This is a genomic window from Stenotrophomonas pictorum JCM 9942 (genome assembly GCF_001431585.1).
GTDB classification, from domain to species: domain Bacteria; phylum Pseudomonadota; class Gammaproteobacteria; order Xanthomonadales; family Xanthomonadaceae; genus Stenotrophomonas; species Stenotrophomonas pictorum.
Genome location: NZ_LLXS01000045.1, coordinates 122,757 through 139,213 on the forward strand (window position 1 = coordinate 122,757; position 16,457 = coordinate 139,213).

A 16,457-nucleotide genomic window follows, 5' to 3' on the forward strand; every position below is an offset into this window, starting at 1 on the left:
CAGGTTGTAAAAGCGGGGGGACTGGCATTGACCTGCTGCCGGGCACGTATCAAGAAGGCCCCTCCGGAGAGGGGCCTTGGGTGTTGCCTGAAACGTGGTGTCTGGCGGAATCAGCCCAGCAGGCTCAGCACGTTCTGGGTGGAGCTGTTGGCCTGGGCCAGCATGGCGGTACCGGCCTGCTGCAGGATCTGCGTGCGGGTCAGCTCGGCCGTCTCCTTGGCGTAGTCGGTATCGCGGATACGGCTGCGCGAGGCCGACAGGTTTTCCGAGGTGGCGTTGAGGTTGGCGATGGTCGAGGTGAAGCGGTTCTGGATCGCACCCATATCGGCGCGCGAAGAATTCACTGCGGTCAGTGCTTCATCAACTACCGACAGGGCGCGCTGGGCACCGGCAACGCTGGAGATATTCACAGCGCCAACGGTATCGCTGACGGCAGCGTCGACCTTGATCGCCGAGATGCCGGTAAAGGCGGGGGCCAGAGTGGCGTCTGTGGTGGTGCCTGCGCTGAACTCAAATGCTTTTCCTGCTTTCAGCGAGGTCAGCGTCATCACGCCAGCATCGTCAACGGAAGCATAGACGCCCGTCTGATCCATCTTGTCATTCAGTGCATTGACCGTCTTTTTGGCCATGTCGATAGCTGATTCGCCAGCTTTGAACGTGATATCGCCGATGTCGATACTGTTGAGTTTCAGGCCGGTGACCTTGCCATCCGCAGTAGCAGCGGCGCCGTAGATCGCTGCAGCGCTCTTCTGTTCGGCTGCGTAATTGGCCTTGCCCAATGCGGCGGTGCTGGCATTTACGATGGTGTTGATGCCGATGGTCTGGCCAGCATCGGCGCCAATCTGGAACAGGGCGCCGGAGAAACTGCCGTCCAGCAGGCTGGTGCCGTTGAAGTTGGTCTGGCGCGAGACGCGGTCGATTTCCGAGACCAGCTGGATGACTTCGGCCTGCAGGGCCTTGCGGTCGGAGTCGGAGTTGGTGGCGTTGGCCGACTGCACGGCCAGTTCACGCACGCGCTGTAGGTTGTTGCCGATCTCGACCATCGCGCCTTCGGCGGTCTGGGCCAGCGAGATGCCGTCGTTGGCGTTGCGCACGGCCACGTCCAGACCACGGATCTGGGTGGTGAAGCGCTCGGAGATGGCCAGGCCGGCGGCGTCGTCCTTGGCGCTGTTGATGCGCATGCCCGAGGACAGGCGCTGGATGCTGGTGGCCAGGCTGTTGCCGCTGGTGGTCAGGTTGCGCTGTGCGTTCAGCGACATCACGTTGGTGTTGATTACTTGGGCCATGGCGGCGATTCCTCTTTGGTGTCTGATCCGGCACAGCAGTACGGCCGGTAGTGTGCAGTGCGGTAAAACCGGAAGGTGTTGCCGCTGCTGGAATCAATAACGGCGCTTGACGCGCAGGCTTTAGCCGGATCGTAAGAAATGTCAGCACGCTGGGCAGGCATCCGCGCGACAGCCAGACGTGGCGTTGAAGTCGCCGGGCATACATCGCCGCCAGTGGGTTCGATTTCAGAACAATCGAGCAAAAATCGCTCGACGCCGGACGAAAATCGGGCGTGCGCGACCAAAAAATGGTCGGTGTCGACCAGAAATCGCTCGTGAGCGAGCAAAAACGGTCGTCGTCGACCGCCAAACGGTCGCGGGCGGGCAAAAACGGGCACTGCGGGCCGATCAGCGGCCGGGGACAGTCCTCCGTCTGACTGCCCGGGCGGGAAGATCCCGCGCCCAGAGAGGGAGCGGGCAGTTCCCTATCCGGGACCGCTTCTGAACCGAGCATCGGTGCGGCGCAGCCAGTTGGCGAAGGAGCGCCGGGGTCCGGCCCGGCAGTGGGGTCGATGGCGAGGCGCGATACCGATCGCAAGCCCAGCGGCGGTTGGGTTCCGGCAGCCTGGGGGTGGAGCCGCGGTTGGTGGCGTGGACTACTTGCGCCGCCAGCCGGGTGCCCGAAGGGGCGTGGCAGTGCTGTATCGGAAACGGAAAGGGCCCCTGCAAGAGGGGCCCTGGGTATTGTCGATGTAGCGTCAGTTCTTACTGCTGCAGCAGGCTCAGCACGTTCTGGGTGGAGGTGTTGGCCTGGGCCAGCATGGCGGTGCCGGCCTGCTGCAGGATCTGCGTGCGGGTCAGCTCCGCGGTTTCCTTGGCGTAGTCGGTGTCGCGGATACGGCTGCGCGAGGCCGACAGGTTTTCCGAGGTGGTCTGCAGGTTGGCGATGGTGGAGGTGAAGCGGTTCTGGATCGCACCCATCTCGGCGCGGGCCGAGCTGACCGCGGTCAGGGCTGTGTCGATCACGTCGATGGCGCGCTGCGCGCCGACGAAGTCGTTGACGTCCAGATCCTTGGCGGCAGTGGCGGTGGCGGACAGAACGCCGCCGCCGCCCGGGGCGGCATCTTCCACCAGGCCGTATTCGGCCAAGGTATTGGTGCCACCGGTGACGGTGAACGTCTGCCCGCCCTTGAGCGACGACAGGGTCAGCACGCCGTCTTTATCAGCCTCGGCGTAGATGCCGGTCTGGTCGAGCTTGGCGTTGATCGCCTGGGCGATGGCGTTGCCCATCTCCTTGGCGGTCGCACCCATGGCGTAATCGACATCACCGATGGTGACCGGAGTGGCATTGCCATCATTGGTCACGGTGATGGTCAGTCCGGTCAGGGTGCCGGCGGCAGCCGCCGGCGAAAGCGTGCTGGCCGCATCACCGACGTAGTTGTCAGCGAAGAAGCTGGTGCCCAGTGCGTCGGCGTTGGCATCGACCAGGGCGTTGATGCCGATGGTCTGGCCGGCGTCGGCGCCCACCTGGAACAGCGCACCGGCGAAGGTGCCGTCCAGCAGGGTGGTGCCGTTGAAGTTGGTCTGGCGGGCGACGCGGTCGATTTCGGCCACCAGCTGCTTGACCTCGGCATCCAGCGCCTTGCGGTCGGAGCTGGAGTTGGTGGCGTTGGACGACTGCACGGCCAGCTCGCGGATGCGCTGCAGGTTGCTGCCGATCTCGACCATCGCGCCTTCGGCGGTCTGCGCCAGCGAGATGCCGTCGTTGGCGTTGCGCACGGCCACATCCAGGCCGCGGATCTGCGTGGTGAAGCGCTCGGAGATCGCCAGACCCGCCGCATCGTCCTTGGCACTGTTGATGCGCAGGCCCGAGGACAGGCGCTGGATCGAGGTGGCCAGCGACGCGCCGCTGGTGTTCAAGTTGCGCTGTGCGTTCAGCGACATGATGTTGGTGTTGATGACTTGGGACATGGCGTTTCTCCGTTGTGGTCGTGCGCTTGCGTCGTGTGAGGTAGCGGGTGCTGGGCGGGTAGAGGAATCAGCGGATCATGTTGAACAGCGACATCGACTGCATCTGGGTGAAGATGGTCTGGGCCGCCTGTAGTGCCGCGCCTTCGAGCTTGTATTGCCCGATGGCTTCGGCGTAATCGAGGTCGCGCAACTGCGACAGCGAGGTTTGCAACGTCACCGAATTGGCCTCGCGCAGGGCGGCGGCGTCATCGATGGATTTGAGCTGGGCGCCACCGGCGGCGCGGGCGTCGATCAGTGCCTCGGCGGCGCGGGACACATCTCGGATGCTGGCCTGCAGCGCGTTCTGCTGCGCGGTGCGCCCGGCCAGCGTGGAGGTGTCCATTTCCAGGGTCTGCACCAGTTTGTCCAGCGTGCTGAACACATCGCGGGTGCCGGCCGGCCCGGCGTTGAACGCGTCGCCAGCCACCGGGGTGCCTTCAATGCGCACCCGTAGCCCTTCGAAAACGATGTCTTCGCCGCTGGCATAGTTGCCGGTGCCGACGACGGTATTGCTGGCATCGACCACCTCGTAGGTATCGGCGGCGGTGAAACGCAGGGTGTAGCTGGAGCCATCCCAGCTGCCCGAGCCGTCACGGCTGACGTCGGTCAGCACCGCCTGCCCGGCGTTGCCGGCCACCGCGCCGCCGTCCACCGTGCCGTCGCCGGTGCGGATGCGCAGGAAGATCTCGCTGCCCGGCAGGGTGTCCTTGATGAACGTGCCCGGCGCCACTTCCACCATGCGCTGGTTCTGGTCGCCGTTGTAGATCACGCTGCCATTGCTCAGGGTGAACGGCGCGGCGCCGTCGGCGGCACCGCCGAACAGGTAGCGGCCACTGCCGTCGCTGCTGTTGGACAGCGCCAGCATCTGCTCCTTGATCGACTTGAGCTCGTTGGCGACGGCTTTGCGGTCATCCACCGACAGCGCCGCGTTGTTGGCCTGGATCGAAAGGTCTGACACGCGCTGCAGCAGCTCGCCAGCCTGGGCCAGGGCGTTTTCCTGCAGCCCCAGGCGGTTCTGCGCGCTGCCGGCATTGGCACCGAGCTGCTTGAGCTCGGCCAGGATCCGGTCCATGCCGACGGCGGCACCGGAGGCGACCGGGTCGTCCTTGGCGGTGACGATCTTCTTGCCCGTGGCCAGCTGCTGTTCCAGATGCGAGAGCTTGCTCTGCTTGGACATCATCAGGAACACCGACTGGTCATACATCATGCTGCTGGAGATACGGTTGTTCATCGGCGCACCGCGGAAAGGATGGTCTGGAACATGGTGTCGGCGGTGGAGATCAGCTGCGAAGCGGCCTGGTAGGCCTGCTGCAGCCGGAGCATGTCCGCCGCTTCCTCATCGAGGTTCACGCCGGAGATCGCGTCGCGGCTGGCTTGCGCGTTCTGGTTGATCACCTGCTGCGCCTGCAGCGAGTACTCGGCTGCGCGGGCGGCCGAGCCGATCTGCGTGGTCAGCCCGCCGAGCGCACCGTTGAGGGTGATCGTGCCGCCATTGAAGGCCTTGGCGTCTTCCACGCCGGCCAGACGCGCGGCGTTGCCGTTGTCGCTGGAACCCGGCGCGGTCTTGCCGATGGTGAAGGTGTCACCGGCGGCCGGCTTGCCGTCGAGCACGAGACTCCAGCCATTGGCGCTGATGGTCTGGCCCGGCGTGTACGGGAACGGGCCGGCGCCATCGATGGTGTACTGGTTGGCATCGAGGAATTCGATGCTGGCCGGGTTGAGCAGGGCCGGGTTGGCGACATCGAGGATGTCCAGCTTGCCGAGCACGCCGGTGCCGCTGTTGGCCAGGTCCGAGGCCGCTTTCACCGGGTCGGCGGCCGCGATACGCGAAGGATCGGTGATCGCCACCGACAGGCCGTTGGTGGCTGTGGCCGTGGGCTGCAGTAGGAAGCGGTCGTTGGCCGCCGGGGTGCCGCCGACCACGAACTCCACACCGTTGACCACGAACGGATCGGCTGCGGTGCCGGCGCCGGTCATCGGCACACTGACGCCGGTATCGGCGCGCGAGGCCTGCCAGCCCGTGCCGTCGAAGCGCAGCATCAGGTTCTGGCCGTCCAGAGCGGTGGTGTCGCCATAGCTGCCGGTCAGCGTGGCGCTGCCGGTGTTGCCGCTGTGGTTGGTGATTTTGGGCGGGGCCAGGTTGAAGAAGTCCGTGCCCATGTCGCCATACAGATCCATGCCTTCGCGGTGGCTCTGGTTGAACGACAGGGCCATGCCCACCGCGATGCGGCCCAGCTCGCCTTGGGCCGGTGCCAGCACGCTGTCACGGAATTCCAGCAGGCCGCCCAGCTGGCCGCCCAGTGACTTGTTGCCCAGGTTCACCGTCATGCCCTGGGTCTTGATCGCCAGCTGCAGGCGCTCGGGCTGTAGCGGATCGGTCACCGTGGTGACCTTCGAGGCGGTGGTGCCCACCACCAGCGCATGACCGCCGGCGGAGAACACGTTCATGATGCCGCCGTCCTGGATCACCGCGGTGCCGCCGGTGTAGCCGATCAGCTGCGAGATCAGCTGGTCACGGCGATCGAGCAGGTCCGGTGCGGCCGCCGCGGCGTTGCCGCCGATGGTGCCGTTGATCTGCGCGATCTCCGCCGCCAGCCGGTTGACTTCCTCGGCGCCGGCGATCAGGCCGTTGTTGACCTCGTTGCCCAGCGTGTCCAGATTGGCGCTGAGCTGCTTGAAGCGCGTCACCAGGGTGGAGGCGCTTTCGAGCAGGCTGCGGCGGTCGGTGGTGCCCGAGGCGTTGGCCGACAGTCCGCTGACCGAATCGAAGAAGTTCGACCACACCCCGGCGACGTTGGTGGCCGAATCGGAGAACAGTGCGTCCACCCGGTCGGCCATAGACGAGAGCTGCTTCAGCCGCGCCAGTTCACCGCTGCTGTCGAGCAGCCGCGAGATCGCCAGCTGGTCGGCGACGCGGCGGATATCGGTGATTTTCGTGCCGTTGCCCACGTCGCCATAGCCGACGTTGGAGGGATCGCGCGTGGCGAAATCCACCTTCTGCCGGCTGTAGCCGTCGGTCTTGATATTGGCCACGTTGTGGCTGACGGTAGCCAGCGCCCGCTGGAAGGCGATAAGCGCACTGGTACCGGTGGAAAGAACATTGGACATGGACGTCTATCTCAACGACGGGTGATGCCGGACAACCCGGCGTTGCTGGCAAAGGTCCGGCCCATGCGGGCGCCGGCATCGCCGATGGCGGCGACGGCACGTTCGATGGTCGGGCCGTTGGCGATGGCGGTGATCTTTGCGGCGTAGGCCGGATCGGTGGCGTACCCACCCCGTTGCAAGCCCTGTGCAAAACCGTGCACATCGCTGCCGGCGCCCAGTGCGGCCTGGTAGCGCGGGTTGCTCTTCAGCAGGCGCACGTAGTCGCCAAAGCTCTCGGCCATCGAGCCGTAGGCGCGGAAACTGGCCACTTCGGTGCGGCGTTGGCCGTTGACATACTCGTGGGTACCGGTGGTGGCACGCTCGCCGCTCCAGCCGGTGGCCTTGATGCCGAACAGGTTGTGGCTGCTGCTGCCGTTGTCGCGTGCGATGTGGCGCTTGCCCCAGCCGGTTTCCAGCGCGGCCTGGGCGACCAGCGCGCGCGGGTCCACGCCCAGTTCTCGAGCGGCGCGTTGGGCGTGCGGCCAGATGCTGGCGACGAAGCCTTCCGGCGTGTGCGTGCCCAGCGAGCGCGCGGCCAGATCGGCACTGGCGCTGTCCACGGCATCGCCACGGGTGGCGGCGGTGACCTTGCTCCAGCGGTCGTTGCCCGTCGACCAGTCGGGTGCGGCGAGGGCATCGTTCTGGGTATAGGGATCGCTGCTGCCGAGCGAGGCGTGCAGGGCACGGGTATCGCGACCGGCGATCAGATCCAGCGTCTGTGCCTGTGGCGTCAGGTCGGCCGACGGCCCGGTGACGCCGGGCGCGGCCAGCGGATCGTCCTGCAGTGGAGCGGTGTTCTGCAACGGCAGTCCAGCGGCGGCCGGAGCGGCCAGCTGGTAGGCCCGTGCTGCGGCAGCCGGGGTGACGCTGGTGTCCAGCGCCGGCTTGTTGGCGGCCTCGCCACCGAGTTGACGGGCGATCACCGCCGACAGGCCCAGACCACGGCCGCGCGTCATCTGCTCGGCGATGCGCTGGTCGTACATCTCGCGGAACATCTGGTTCTCGCCCGGGAACAGCGAGTCGCCGAAGCTGGCCGCCCGCATGCTCTTGATCAGCATCTGGGCGAACTGGCCTTCCAGCTGCCGTGCGACTTTGTCGATCTTGGCCGGGTCATGGGCGAGCGCCGGATTGAGCTCCAGCGGCGAGGCGTTGATACGCATGTCAGATCACCTCGAGCTCGGCGCTCAGCGCACCGGCCTGCTTGAGGGCTTCCAGGATGGCGATCAGATCGCCCGGTGCCGCGCCCACTTCGTTGACCGCGCGCACGATCTCATCGAGCGTGGCGCCACCGTCGAAACGGAACATGCGGCTGCCCTCGTTGCTGGCGGTGATGGTCGACTGCGGCACGGCCACGGTCTGGCCGCCGCCGAAGGCGTTGGGCTGGCTGATCTGCGCCGATTCGCTGACGGTCACCGTCAAGGAGCCGTGCGCGATCGCCGCCGGGCTGACCCGGACCTGGGAGCCGATCACCACCGTGCCGGTGCGTGAATTGACCACGATGCGCGCCGGAGCGCTGCCCGGTGACAGCTCGACATTCTCGATCCGCGCCAGCATGCCGATCCGTGCGCCGGCATCGGTGGGGGCCTGCACCGCCACGGTGACACCGTCCACCGCGCGTGCCGCGCCTTCGCCGAAGGTCGCGTTCAAGGCGTTGACCATCCGCGAAACGGTGGTGAAATCGTTCTGGTGCAGGTTCAAGGTGATCTCACCGCTGGCCCCGAACACATCGGGCACCGCGCGTTCGACGGTGGCGCCGTTGGGAATGCGACCGACGCTGGGAATATTCACCGACATGCGCGAGCCATCCTTGCCCTGCGCACCGAAGCCGCCGACCACCAGATTGCCCTGGGCGATGGCGTAGACCTGGCCATCGGCGCCTTTGAGCGGCGCCATCAGCAGCGAGCCGCCGCGCAGTGACACCGCGTTGCCGATCGAGGAGACGGTGATGTCGATGGTCTGGCCGGGCTTGGAGAACGGCGGCAGTTCGGCGTGGATCGCCACGGCGGCCACGTTCTTCAGCTGCGGGTTGACGTTGGCCGGGACGTTGACGCCCAGCTCGCCGAGCAGGTTCTTCAGGCTCTGCACGGTAAACGGCGCCTGGCTGGTGCGGTCACCGCTGCCATCCAGACCGACCACCAGGCCGTAGCCGACCAGCGCATTGCCGCGCACCCCGCCGACCTGGGCCAGGTCTTTGATGCGTTCGGCCTGGGCGGGCAGGGCAACGCCCAGTACCAGCAGGCACAGCGCGGCGCGGCGAAGAAGGGGAGAGAGATTCATGGCCATGCTCAGAACGGCGCCAGCGCCGAGTTGAAGAAGCGTCCCAGCCAGCCGATCGCATTGGACTGCGCCACGGCGCCGCGACCGCCGTAGACGATGCGCGCATCGGCCACCCGGCTGGAGGAGATGGTGTTGTCCGGGGTGATATCCGCCGGGCGCACCACGCCCTGGATCTGCACCAGCTCATCGCCCTGGTTGAGTCGCAGGTTCTTCTGCCCCTGCACGACCAGGTTGCCGTTGGGCAGGCGCTGGATCACGGTGACGGTGACATTGCCCTGCAGACGGTTGCTCTGCGCGCTGTTGCCCTTGCCACCGAAGTCGCGCTCGGCCGCGGCCGAGGCCCCGAGGATGTCCTTGCCGCCCAGCGTGACCGGCGCGCCGAACAGGGTCGGCGTGCCGATATCCACGTTGGACTGCTTGCTGATCGCGGTGCTGGCGGTGGTGGTGGCGGTGGTGTTCTCGATCAGGGTGATGGTGAGCAGGTCGCCGACATCACGCGCCCGGCGATCACCGTAGAGATTCAGTCCCGGGCCGGCGGCATAGATCGCGCCGGCGGTGGGTTCGGCCGACGGCGCGATGACCGGCTGGATCGGCGCCATCGGTGCGTACGGGCGCACGTCGCCGGCCAGCGTGCAGCCACCCAGCAGGGTGGTGGCGACGAGGGCGACGGAAAGATGACGCGTCAAGGCGATGCGGTTCATGGCGGGATTCATGGGCGGCTCAGACGTTGTTGTTGAGGTAGCCGAGCATCGAGTCGGTGGTGGATATCGCCTTGGCATTCATCTCGTAGGCGCGCTGGGTCTCGATCATCGACACCAGCTCCTCGACCACGTTGACGTTGCTGCCTTCCAGCGCGCCTTGGACCACGCTGCCCAGGCCATTGAGACCGGGCGTGCCGTTCTGCGCGGGGCCGGAGGCGGTGGTTTCCAGGTACAGGTTCTCGCCCTTGGACTGCAGGCCGGCCGGATTGATGAAGTCGGTCAGGGTCAGCGAACCGATCTCGACCGAAGCCGCTTCGCCGGCCATCTGCACACTGATGGTGCCGTCGCTGCCGATGGTCATCGACTGCGCGCCTTCAGGAATCTGGATGCCCGGCTGCACGGCATAGCCGCTGTTGGTGACCAGCTCGCCCTGGGCGTTGACCTGGAAGCTGCCATCGCGGGTATAGGCCGAGGTGCCATCGGGCATCATCACTTCGAAGAAGCCGCGGCCATTGACCATCACATCCATCGCGCGGCCGGTCTGCTGCTGGCTGCCCTGTTCGAAGTGCTTGGAGGTGGACACCACGCGCACGCCGGTACCCAACTGCAGGCCGGTCGGCAGCTGCGTCTGTGCCGAGGAAGCGCCGCCGGGCTGACGCACCTGCTGGTACAGCAGGTCCTCGAAGCTGGCGCGGTCGCGCTTGAATCCGGTGGTATTGGTGTTGGCCAGATTGTTCGAGACAACGGACATGCGCGTCTGCTGCGCGTCCAGGCCGGTCTTGGCGACCCACAATGCCTGATTCATGGTGCGATTCCTCTGCTGGTTCTGTTGGCCGGGTTGGCCCTTGCCCAGAGTCAATGCATGGCGCGTGCCAGAAACGGTGCCGGAATGCCGGCGTAGGCCTTCCCGCGGTGCCCGACGGCGGTATGCACACTGCCGGGCACGCCCGGTGACGGGCCTCGGCGAAATAAAAATCCGCGGGCCACCGGGGCCCGCGGATTTCGGATTCACGGCAGGGGAGCGGGCGCTCAGCCGTTCAGGCGCAGCAGGCTGTTGGCACTGCGTGCGTTCTCGTCACCGTGCTTGATCACCTTGACCTGCATTTCGAACTGGCGCTGCAACTGGATCATCTGCACCAGCGCTCCGGCCGCATCGACGTTGCTGGCTTCGAGCATGCCGCTGTCCACCGCTTTTCCCGTGGCGGCGGTGAAGGGCTGCTGCGGGTCGGTATTGCGCATCAGCCCGTCCAGCCCGCGCGTCAGCCGGTCGTCGGCGGCGTTGACCACCCGCAGCCGGCCGATCATCGCCATCGTCTGCGGGCCTTCACCCTGCGGAATGATCGACAGCGTGCCGTCATTGCCGATTTCGATGGCCTGGTAGGGCGGTATCGCCAGCGGATTGCCGTTGTCATCGAGCACGGCATTGCCTTCGGCGGTGACCAGCTGGCCGTTGGGCGTCAGCGACAGTGCGCCGGCGCGGGTATAGGCCTCGCTGCCATCGCCGGCCTGCACCGCCAGCCAGTTGCCCGGCTGCAGTGACAGATCCAGCGCGTTGCCGGTGACCTGCTGGGCGCCAACGCGGCGGTTGAAGCCGGCGTCGACATGCAGCGCATCGATCCGCGATGGATGCCCGGGCCCCTGGATGCGGAAGGCCTCGGTGTTGGCCAGCGCCTCCTTGAAGCCGGGGGTGTCGGCATTGGCCAGGTTGTGGGACACCGTGCCCTGCGCCTGCAGTGAAGCGCGGGCGCCGGTCATGGCAACGTAGAGTGCCTTGTCCATCAGTGGAGTTCCGTCTGCGGGTCAGGGTTGGGCATCAACGGATGTTGATCATGGCCTGGGTGATCTGGTCCTGGGTGGAAAGCATCTGCGAGTTGGCCTGGAAGTTGCGCTGCGCGGTGATCATGTTGACCAGCTGCTCGGTCAGATCGACCGTGGAGGCTTCCAGCGAGCCGGCCTGGATCTGGCCGAAGTCCGAGCTGTCCGGGGCACCGGTGCGCGGCGTGCCCGAGGTGTAGGTCTCGGTCCACAGATTGTTGCCGTCGCTCTTCAGGCCCTGCGGATTGTTGAAGTTGGTCAGAGCCACCTGGCCCAGGCCGACGTCCACACCGTTGGAGTAGCGTGCATAGACCACGCCCTCTTCGGAAATGCTCACCTCGTTGAGCTTGCCGGAGGCATAGCCGTCCTGGGCGGTGTTGCGCAGCGAGAACTTCTCGCCGTACTGGGTGGAGCCGGTGATATCCAGCGACATGTTCAACGAACCGGCGCCGGTGCTGGGGATGAACGGATCCATGACGATCTTGCCGTCGGCGGGCGTGGTCAGCAGGCCGCTATCGGAGAATCCCAGCGTGGTCGGCGCGCCGGCAGCCACCCCGTCAACGTAGTTGTAGACCTGCCATTCGTTCGGATTGGCGGTTTTGACGAAGTACGAGGTCTGGGTATGGCTCACGCCCAGCGAGTCGTACACGGTGACGCCGCCGCTGGACTGGCTGTAGCTGTTGGAATCGGCCGGATCGAACGGGGTCACCGTTGGCGGCGTGGCATTGGCCGGCAGGGTGAAGGCCAGTTCCACGTTGCTGGTCGGGCGCGGCGGGCTGTCGGTGGCCAGCAGGCGCAGGTCGGTCAGCTGCCCGGCCTCGAAGCCGGTACCGGCGGCGTTGGGAGCGAACACCTGCAGGCGGGCGCCCTGCGGGTTCACCACGTAGCCGCTGGCATCGGTCTGGAAATTGCCGGCGCGCGAGTACACGCGGTTGCCGTTCATCGACAGGGTGAAGAAGCCTTCGCCGGCGACCGCCAGATCCAGGCTGCGGCCGGTGGTGTCGATGTTGCCCTGCGAGAACTGCTGGGCGACGTTGGTCAAGCGTGCGCCCGAGCCCACTGCCGTGGACGACAGGCCGTAGCTGGTGGAATTGAACAGGTCAGCGAACTCGGCGCGCGATTCCTTGAAGCCGGTGGTGTTGACGTTGGCGATGTTGTTCGCCGTCACGTTCAGGTTGGCGTTGGCGGCATTGATACCGGACAGCGAGATGTTGAAGCTCATCGGAATTTTCCTTCTGAAGTCGTTGGGCCGGCTCAGCTGACGCGGAGCACGTAATCGAGCGGGGCGGTGCCCAGTCCCTTGAGGTTGAGGTACAGCCCGTCGGAGCCGACGGTGACGCTCTCCACCTCGGCCTGCACATAAGTGCTCAGCTTGGATTGCACGCCGCTGCTGTCGGTGTGGTTGGCGACGATGCTGTAGCTGCCCGGCGGCATGCGCTTGCCGTCGGCATCCAGTCCGTCCCACTGGAAAGACACCTCGCCCGCGGCATTGGCCGGCACAGTGAGCTGGTTCACCTTCACGCCGTTGGCGTCGGTGATATCCACGGTGACGGTACCGGGGCCCGGCGCGGCGACCGTGCCGCTGACCATGCCTTCGGTTTCCAGTGCCAGCTGGGTGGAGGGCACCAGCACCTCGTGACCGACCAGCGCCGCACCCTTCAGGATCTGGTCGCTGGACAGCTGCTGCTGGAAGCCGTTGACCGAGGTGTTGAGGTCGTTGATGCCCTGCACGGTGGACAGCTGCGCCATCTGCGCGACCATCTGGCTGTTGTCCATCGGCTTGAGGGGGTCCTGATGCTGCAGCTGGGTGGTCATCAGGCGCATGAAGTCGGCCTGGTCCAGTGCATCATTCTTTTTCTTGGCCTGCGGGGTGTTGGCGGTGAGGCCAAGGGCGCCGTACAGGTCGGTGTTGACGGTACTCATGGGTAATGTGTCCTGGAGGCGGCGCGTCAGCGGCCCATGGTCAAGGTGGCCAATGCCAGTTCCTTGGCGGTGTTGAGCATTTCCACGCCGGCCTGGTAATTGCGCGAGGTCGAAATGAGGTTGACCATCTGCGCCACCGGATCGATATCCGGCGCGTAGACATAGCCTTCGCCATCGGCCAGCGGGTGGTTGGGCTCGTAGCGCTTGATCGGCGCGGCCTGGCTTTGTGTCACTTCCTTGACCTGCACGCCGGTGAGGTTGCGGTCCTCACGGCTGGTCACGGCCTGGAAGATCGGCTCCAGCGGCTTGTAGACCGCTTCGGGCGAGCCGGCGACCGAGTCGGCGTTGGACAGGTTCGAGGCGATGGTGCTCATGCGCACCGACTGCGCCTGCAGCGCGGAGCCGGCGATATCGAAAATCGGCAGGTTGCTCATGGCGATACTCCTTATTGACCGGTGATCGCAGTGAGCATGGAGCGCACCTTGGATTCCACGAAGCTCAGCGAGGCGCGGTATTCCAGCGCGGCGCGGCCATACGCGGCGCGTTCGGCATCCGGGTCCACGGTGTTGCCGTCAAGACTGGGCTGATTGGCTTCGCGCAGGATCTGGAATGGATTCAGGCCGTCGCCACCGATCCGGTAATGCTGCTCGGCGGTGGTGGTCAGCAGGCCGTTGCCGGTACCGCCCTGGGCGTGGCGCAGGGCGGCATCAAAATCGAGATCGCGGGCCTTGTAGCCCGGCGTGTCGGCATTGGCCAGATTGCCGGCGATCAGTTTCATGCGCTGCTCGCGCAACGGCATGGCCTGGGCGTGAACCCCCAGGTAGTTGGAAATCAGGTTGGGCATGACAAGCCTCCCGCGGACGATGTGCGGGAAGCTGCAAGTGGTGTGCCAGACGGGGCGCGATGGCGTCTGGGGCGGCCTCAGGCCGCGGCGGCCACCTGGCGCAGGCGGTGCAGGACGAAGTCGGCCAGTTCGTGCGGGCTGTACTTGGCCACGAAGGCGTTGGCGCCGACCCGTTCGACCATGGCGTTGTTGAACACGCCCGACAGGGAGGTGTGCAGCAGCACGTAGAGCCCGGCCAGGCCCGGGTGGCGGCGGATTTCCGTCGTCAGGGTGTAGCCGTCCATGGCGGGCATCTCGATGTCGGAGATCACCATGGCGTAGCGTTCGGCCGGGTTCTCGCCGCCGGCATGGATCTGCAGCAGGTGGTCCAGCGCCTGCTTGCCATCGGAGAGCAGGGTGGCGGTGACGCCGAGCTGGTCGAGCACATTGCGGATCTGCTGGCGAGCCACCCGCGAGTCGTCGACCACCAGCACCTGCATCGGCGGCGCGCCGGCGGGCAGGGCCATGGACGGGTCCAGTACCGCCTCGTCCCGGATCTGGGCGATATCGGCCAGCACGCTTTCCACGTCGATGACTTGGATCAGCTCGCCCTGGAAGCGGGTGACCGCGGTCAGGTAGCTGGATTCGGCGCCCAGCTCGGGCGGCGGCTGGATGTCCTCCACCGCGATATTGACGATCCGTTCGACCCCGCTGACCAGAAAGCCCTGCACCGAGCGGTTGAATTCGGTGACCACCAGATAGCCCGGCGAGGTGTCGGCCTCGGGTTCACGCTCGGGATGGCCGATGGCCAGTCCCAGATCCAGCACCGGTACCGAGCGGCCACGCACGTCGGCGACACCCGCAAACTGGGCCGGCAGCCCGGGGACCTGGAACAGCGCCGGGCGCCGCAACACTTCCTGGACCTTGAATACGTTCACGCCAAAAAGCTGACGGCCGCCAAGGCGGAACAGCAACAGCGCGAGCCGGTTGTGGCCGGCCAGGCGCGTGCGTTGGTCGATGCGATTGAGCAGATCATGTGACATGCAAGCGGTATCGGCGCCTGCGTGGAGGACTTGAGAGGGGGTTTTGGCACGCCGCTTGCAGCGATGTGGGCACTATCTGTTGCCGGAGGTTGCATGCGTCTGTCTGTCTTGCTGGGCCTGGTCCTGGCCATGCCGGTGGTGGCGGCCGATTTCCAGCCGGTGACCTCGATCAGGACGGCGGCCCTGTCCACGCTGGACCCGACCACCGAGGGCGAGGCGATCGTCGATGCCGGGCTGCGCCTGCCGGCGTGCCCGCAGAGCCTGCAGGCACGGGCCACCGGTACCAGCACCGTGGAGGTGAGCTGTCCGCAGGCCGGCGGCTGGCGCCTGTTCGTCCCGGTAAAGATCCGGCGCGAGCAGGATGTGCTGGTGCTCGGGCGTGGGGTGGCCGCTGGAGAAACCCTGTCGGCAGCCGATATCACCACTGTGCGCCGCGACATCGCGCGGATCGCCGGCGCGGTGATCTCCGATCCGCAGCTGGCGGTGGGACGGGTGGCGCGGCGCACGCTGGCTGCCGGCAGCCTGCTCTCGGCCAGTGATCTGGTCGCGCAGCGGCTGGTCCGTCGTGGCGACAGTGTGGCGCTGGTTTCCCGCCGGGGCGGCATCGAAGTGCGGATGGCCGGACGGGCGCTGGGCGATGCCGGCGAACAGGAGCGGGTGTCGGTGGAGAACCTGTCGTCACGCAAAATAGTACAAGGTGTGGTGGGCCCCGGCGGCGACGTTGTGGTTTCGCGATAAATTTCCTAAAGAAGACCGGCCCGACGCCGTTAACGTATTCGAACCGAATCAGGATCATCGTCACATGAGCCAGAAAATCGACGGCGGTATTGCAGCAAGCGCCCAGCTGCGCCCAGTCACCGTCCTTGCCAAAGCCGCCCCGGCCGGCGACACCGCCGCGCGCCCGGTTGAAGCGGTCGACAGCCTGCGCCTGACCGGCGAGGCCACAAATCTGCAGGCCATGCAGCGCGAACTGTCGACCGCCCCGGCGATCGACAGCGGCCGCGTACAGGCCGTGCGTGAGGCATTGGAAAACGGCAGCTACCGGATCAATCCCGAGGCCATTGCCCAGCGCATGCTGGACATGGACCAGCAGCTGCGCGGATGAAGCTGGCAATGGGCAATCCGCTGCAGCAGCTGAGCGACGCGCTCGATGGCGAGCGCCAGGCGCTGGTTGACCACGATGTGCCGGCACTGATCGCCGCTACCGGTCGCAAACTCGAAGCCCTGCGGGTGCTGGAAGCCCAGCCGCCGCTGGAACATGCCGCGCTGCTGCAGGAACTGGCGGAGCGCAACCGGGCCAATGGGGCCCTGCTGGCCCGGCGCCGGCGTGAGGTCAACTGGGCCCTGCGCCAGCTCGGCCGCAGTGAAACCGCCTCGGCCTACGATGCGAAGGGGCAGTCCCAGCTGCTGCACACCCGCAAGCCGCTGGCGGTGGCCTGAGGCCTGTCCGCGC

The 16,457-nt window shown here is 66.3% G+C and carries 17 protein-coding genes; 3 read left to right on the forward strand and 14 right to left on the reverse strand.

Features of this window, described 5'->3' with window-relative positions:
* Window positions 1–110: 110 nt before the first annotated feature.
* The 14 genes from ARC78_RS13650 to ARC78_RS13715 form a co-directional block, all read right to left on the reverse strand.
* On the reverse strand, window positions 111–1,286 hold the full coding sequence (locus ARC78_RS13650; protein WP_054657816.1) for a flagellin: 1,176 nt from the start codon (window positions 1,284–1,286) through the stop codon (window positions 111–113).
* Between the two features lie 744 nt (window positions 1,287–2,030).
* A complete protein-coding gene (locus ARC78_RS13655) occupies window positions 2,031–3,236 on the reverse strand; it encodes a flagellin (RefSeq protein WP_057506498.1) in 1,206 nt (401 codons plus the stop codon).
* 67 nt (window positions 3,237–3,303) lie between these two features.
* Window positions 3,304–4,506: a flagellar hook-associated protein FlgL gene (gene flgL / locus ARC78_RS13660; RefSeq protein ID WP_054657818.1), complete on the reverse strand. Its 1,203-nt coding sequence runs from the start codon at window positions 4,504–4,506 to the stop codon at window positions 3,304–3,306.
* Window positions 4,503–6,383, reverse strand: coding sequence for a flagellar hook-associated protein FlgK (gene flgK, locus ARC78_RS13665; protein WP_054657820.1), 1,881 nt, complete (start codon window positions 6,381–6,383; stop codon window positions 4,503–4,505). The genes flgL and flgK overlap by 4 nt, the downstream gene beginning before the upstream one ends.
* A gap of 11 nt (window positions 6,384–6,394) precedes the next feature.
* Window positions 6,395–7,582 (reverse strand): flagellar assembly peptidoglycan hydrolase FlgJ, encoded by a 1,188-nt coding sequence (gene flgJ, locus ARC78_RS13670; RefSeq protein WP_057506499.1) that lies wholly within the window; start codon window positions 7,580–7,582, stop codon window positions 6,395–6,397.
* Between the two features lies 1 nt (window position 7,583).
* Window positions 7,584–8,705 carry a flagellar basal body P-ring protein FlgI gene (locus tag ARC78_RS13675; protein WP_054656970.1) on the reverse strand — a complete coding sequence of 374 codons (1,122 nt, stop codon included), beginning with the start codon at window positions 8,703–8,705 and terminating at the stop codon, window positions 7,584–7,586.
* A gap of 2 nt (window positions 8,706–8,707) precedes the next feature.
* Entirely contained in the window at window positions 8,708–9,400 is a 693-nt protein-coding gene (gene flgH / locus ARC78_RS13680; protein ID WP_054656972.1) for a flagellar basal body L-ring protein FlgH, read from the reverse strand.
* A gap of 19 nt (window positions 9,401–9,419) precedes the next feature.
* Window positions 9,420–10,205: a flagellar basal-body rod protein FlgG gene (gene flgG / locus ARC78_RS13685; RefSeq protein WP_054656975.1), complete on the reverse strand. Its 786-nt coding sequence runs from the start codon at window positions 10,203–10,205 to the stop codon at window positions 9,420–9,422.
* Window positions 10,206–10,429: 224 nt separating this feature from the next.
* Window positions 10,430–11,179 (reverse strand): flagellar basal body rod protein FlgF, encoded by a 750-nt coding sequence (locus ARC78_RS13690; RefSeq protein WP_054656977.1) that lies wholly within the window; start codon window positions 11,177–11,179, stop codon window positions 10,430–10,432.
* Between the two features lie 34 nt (window positions 11,180–11,213).
* The gene (gene flgE / locus ARC78_RS13695; protein WP_057506500.1) at window positions 11,214–12,437 is read right to left on the reverse strand and encodes a flagellar hook protein FlgE; all 1,224 of its coding nucleotides are present in this window, start codon (window positions 12,435–12,437) and stop codon (window positions 11,214–11,216) included.
* A 32-nt stretch (window positions 12,438–12,469) separates the two neighbouring features.
* Complete coding sequence (locus ARC78_RS13700) at window positions 12,470–13,138, reverse strand: flagellar hook capping FlgD N-terminal domain-containing protein (RefSeq protein ID WP_054656979.1); 669 nt, start codon at window positions 13,136–13,138, stop codon at window positions 12,470–12,472.
* 26 nt (window positions 13,139–13,164) lie between these two features.
* Window positions 13,165–13,572, reverse strand: coding sequence for a flagellar basal body rod protein FlgC (flgC, locus tag ARC78_RS13705; protein ID WP_057506501.1), 408 nt, complete (start codon window positions 13,570–13,572; stop codon window positions 13,165–13,167).
* A gap of 11 nt (window positions 13,573–13,583) precedes the next feature.
* Entirely contained in the window at window positions 13,584–13,982 is a 399-nt protein-coding gene (gene flgB / locus ARC78_RS13710; RefSeq protein WP_054656981.1) for a flagellar basal body rod protein FlgB, read from the reverse strand.
* 77 nt (window positions 13,983–14,059) lie between these two features.
* Window positions 14,060–15,004, reverse strand: a complete 945-nt coding sequence (locus ARC78_RS13715; RefSeq protein WP_054656983.1) for a chemotaxis protein — start codon at window positions 15,002–15,004, stop codon at window positions 14,060–14,062.
* A gap of 93 nt (window positions 15,005–15,097) precedes the next feature.
* Between ARC78_RS13715 and flgA the strand changes: the two genes are divergently transcribed.
* The 3 genes from flgA (at window position 15,098) to ARC78_RS13730 (ending at window position 16,444) form a co-directional block, all read left to right on the forward strand.
* The gene (gene flgA, locus ARC78_RS13720; protein ID WP_054656985.1) at window positions 15,098–15,742 is read left to right on the forward strand and encodes a flagellar basal body P-ring formation chaperone FlgA; all 645 of its coding nucleotides are present in this window, start codon (window positions 15,098–15,100) and stop codon (window positions 15,740–15,742) included.
* Between the two features lie 64 nt (window positions 15,743–15,806).
* The gene (gene flgM, locus ARC78_RS13725) at window positions 15,807–16,109 is read left to right on the forward strand and encodes a flagellar biosynthesis anti-sigma factor FlgM (protein WP_054656988.1); all 303 of its coding nucleotides are present in this window, start codon (window positions 15,807–15,809) and stop codon (window positions 16,107–16,109) included.
* The gene (locus tag ARC78_RS13730) at window positions 16,106–16,444 is read left to right on the forward strand and encodes a flagella protein (RefSeq protein ID WP_054656990.1); all 339 of its coding nucleotides are present in this window, start codon (window positions 16,106–16,108) and stop codon (window positions 16,442–16,444) included. Before flgM ends, ARC78_RS13730 begins: the two co-directional genes overlap by 4 nt.
* Window positions 16,445–16,457: the final 13 nt, after the last annotated feature.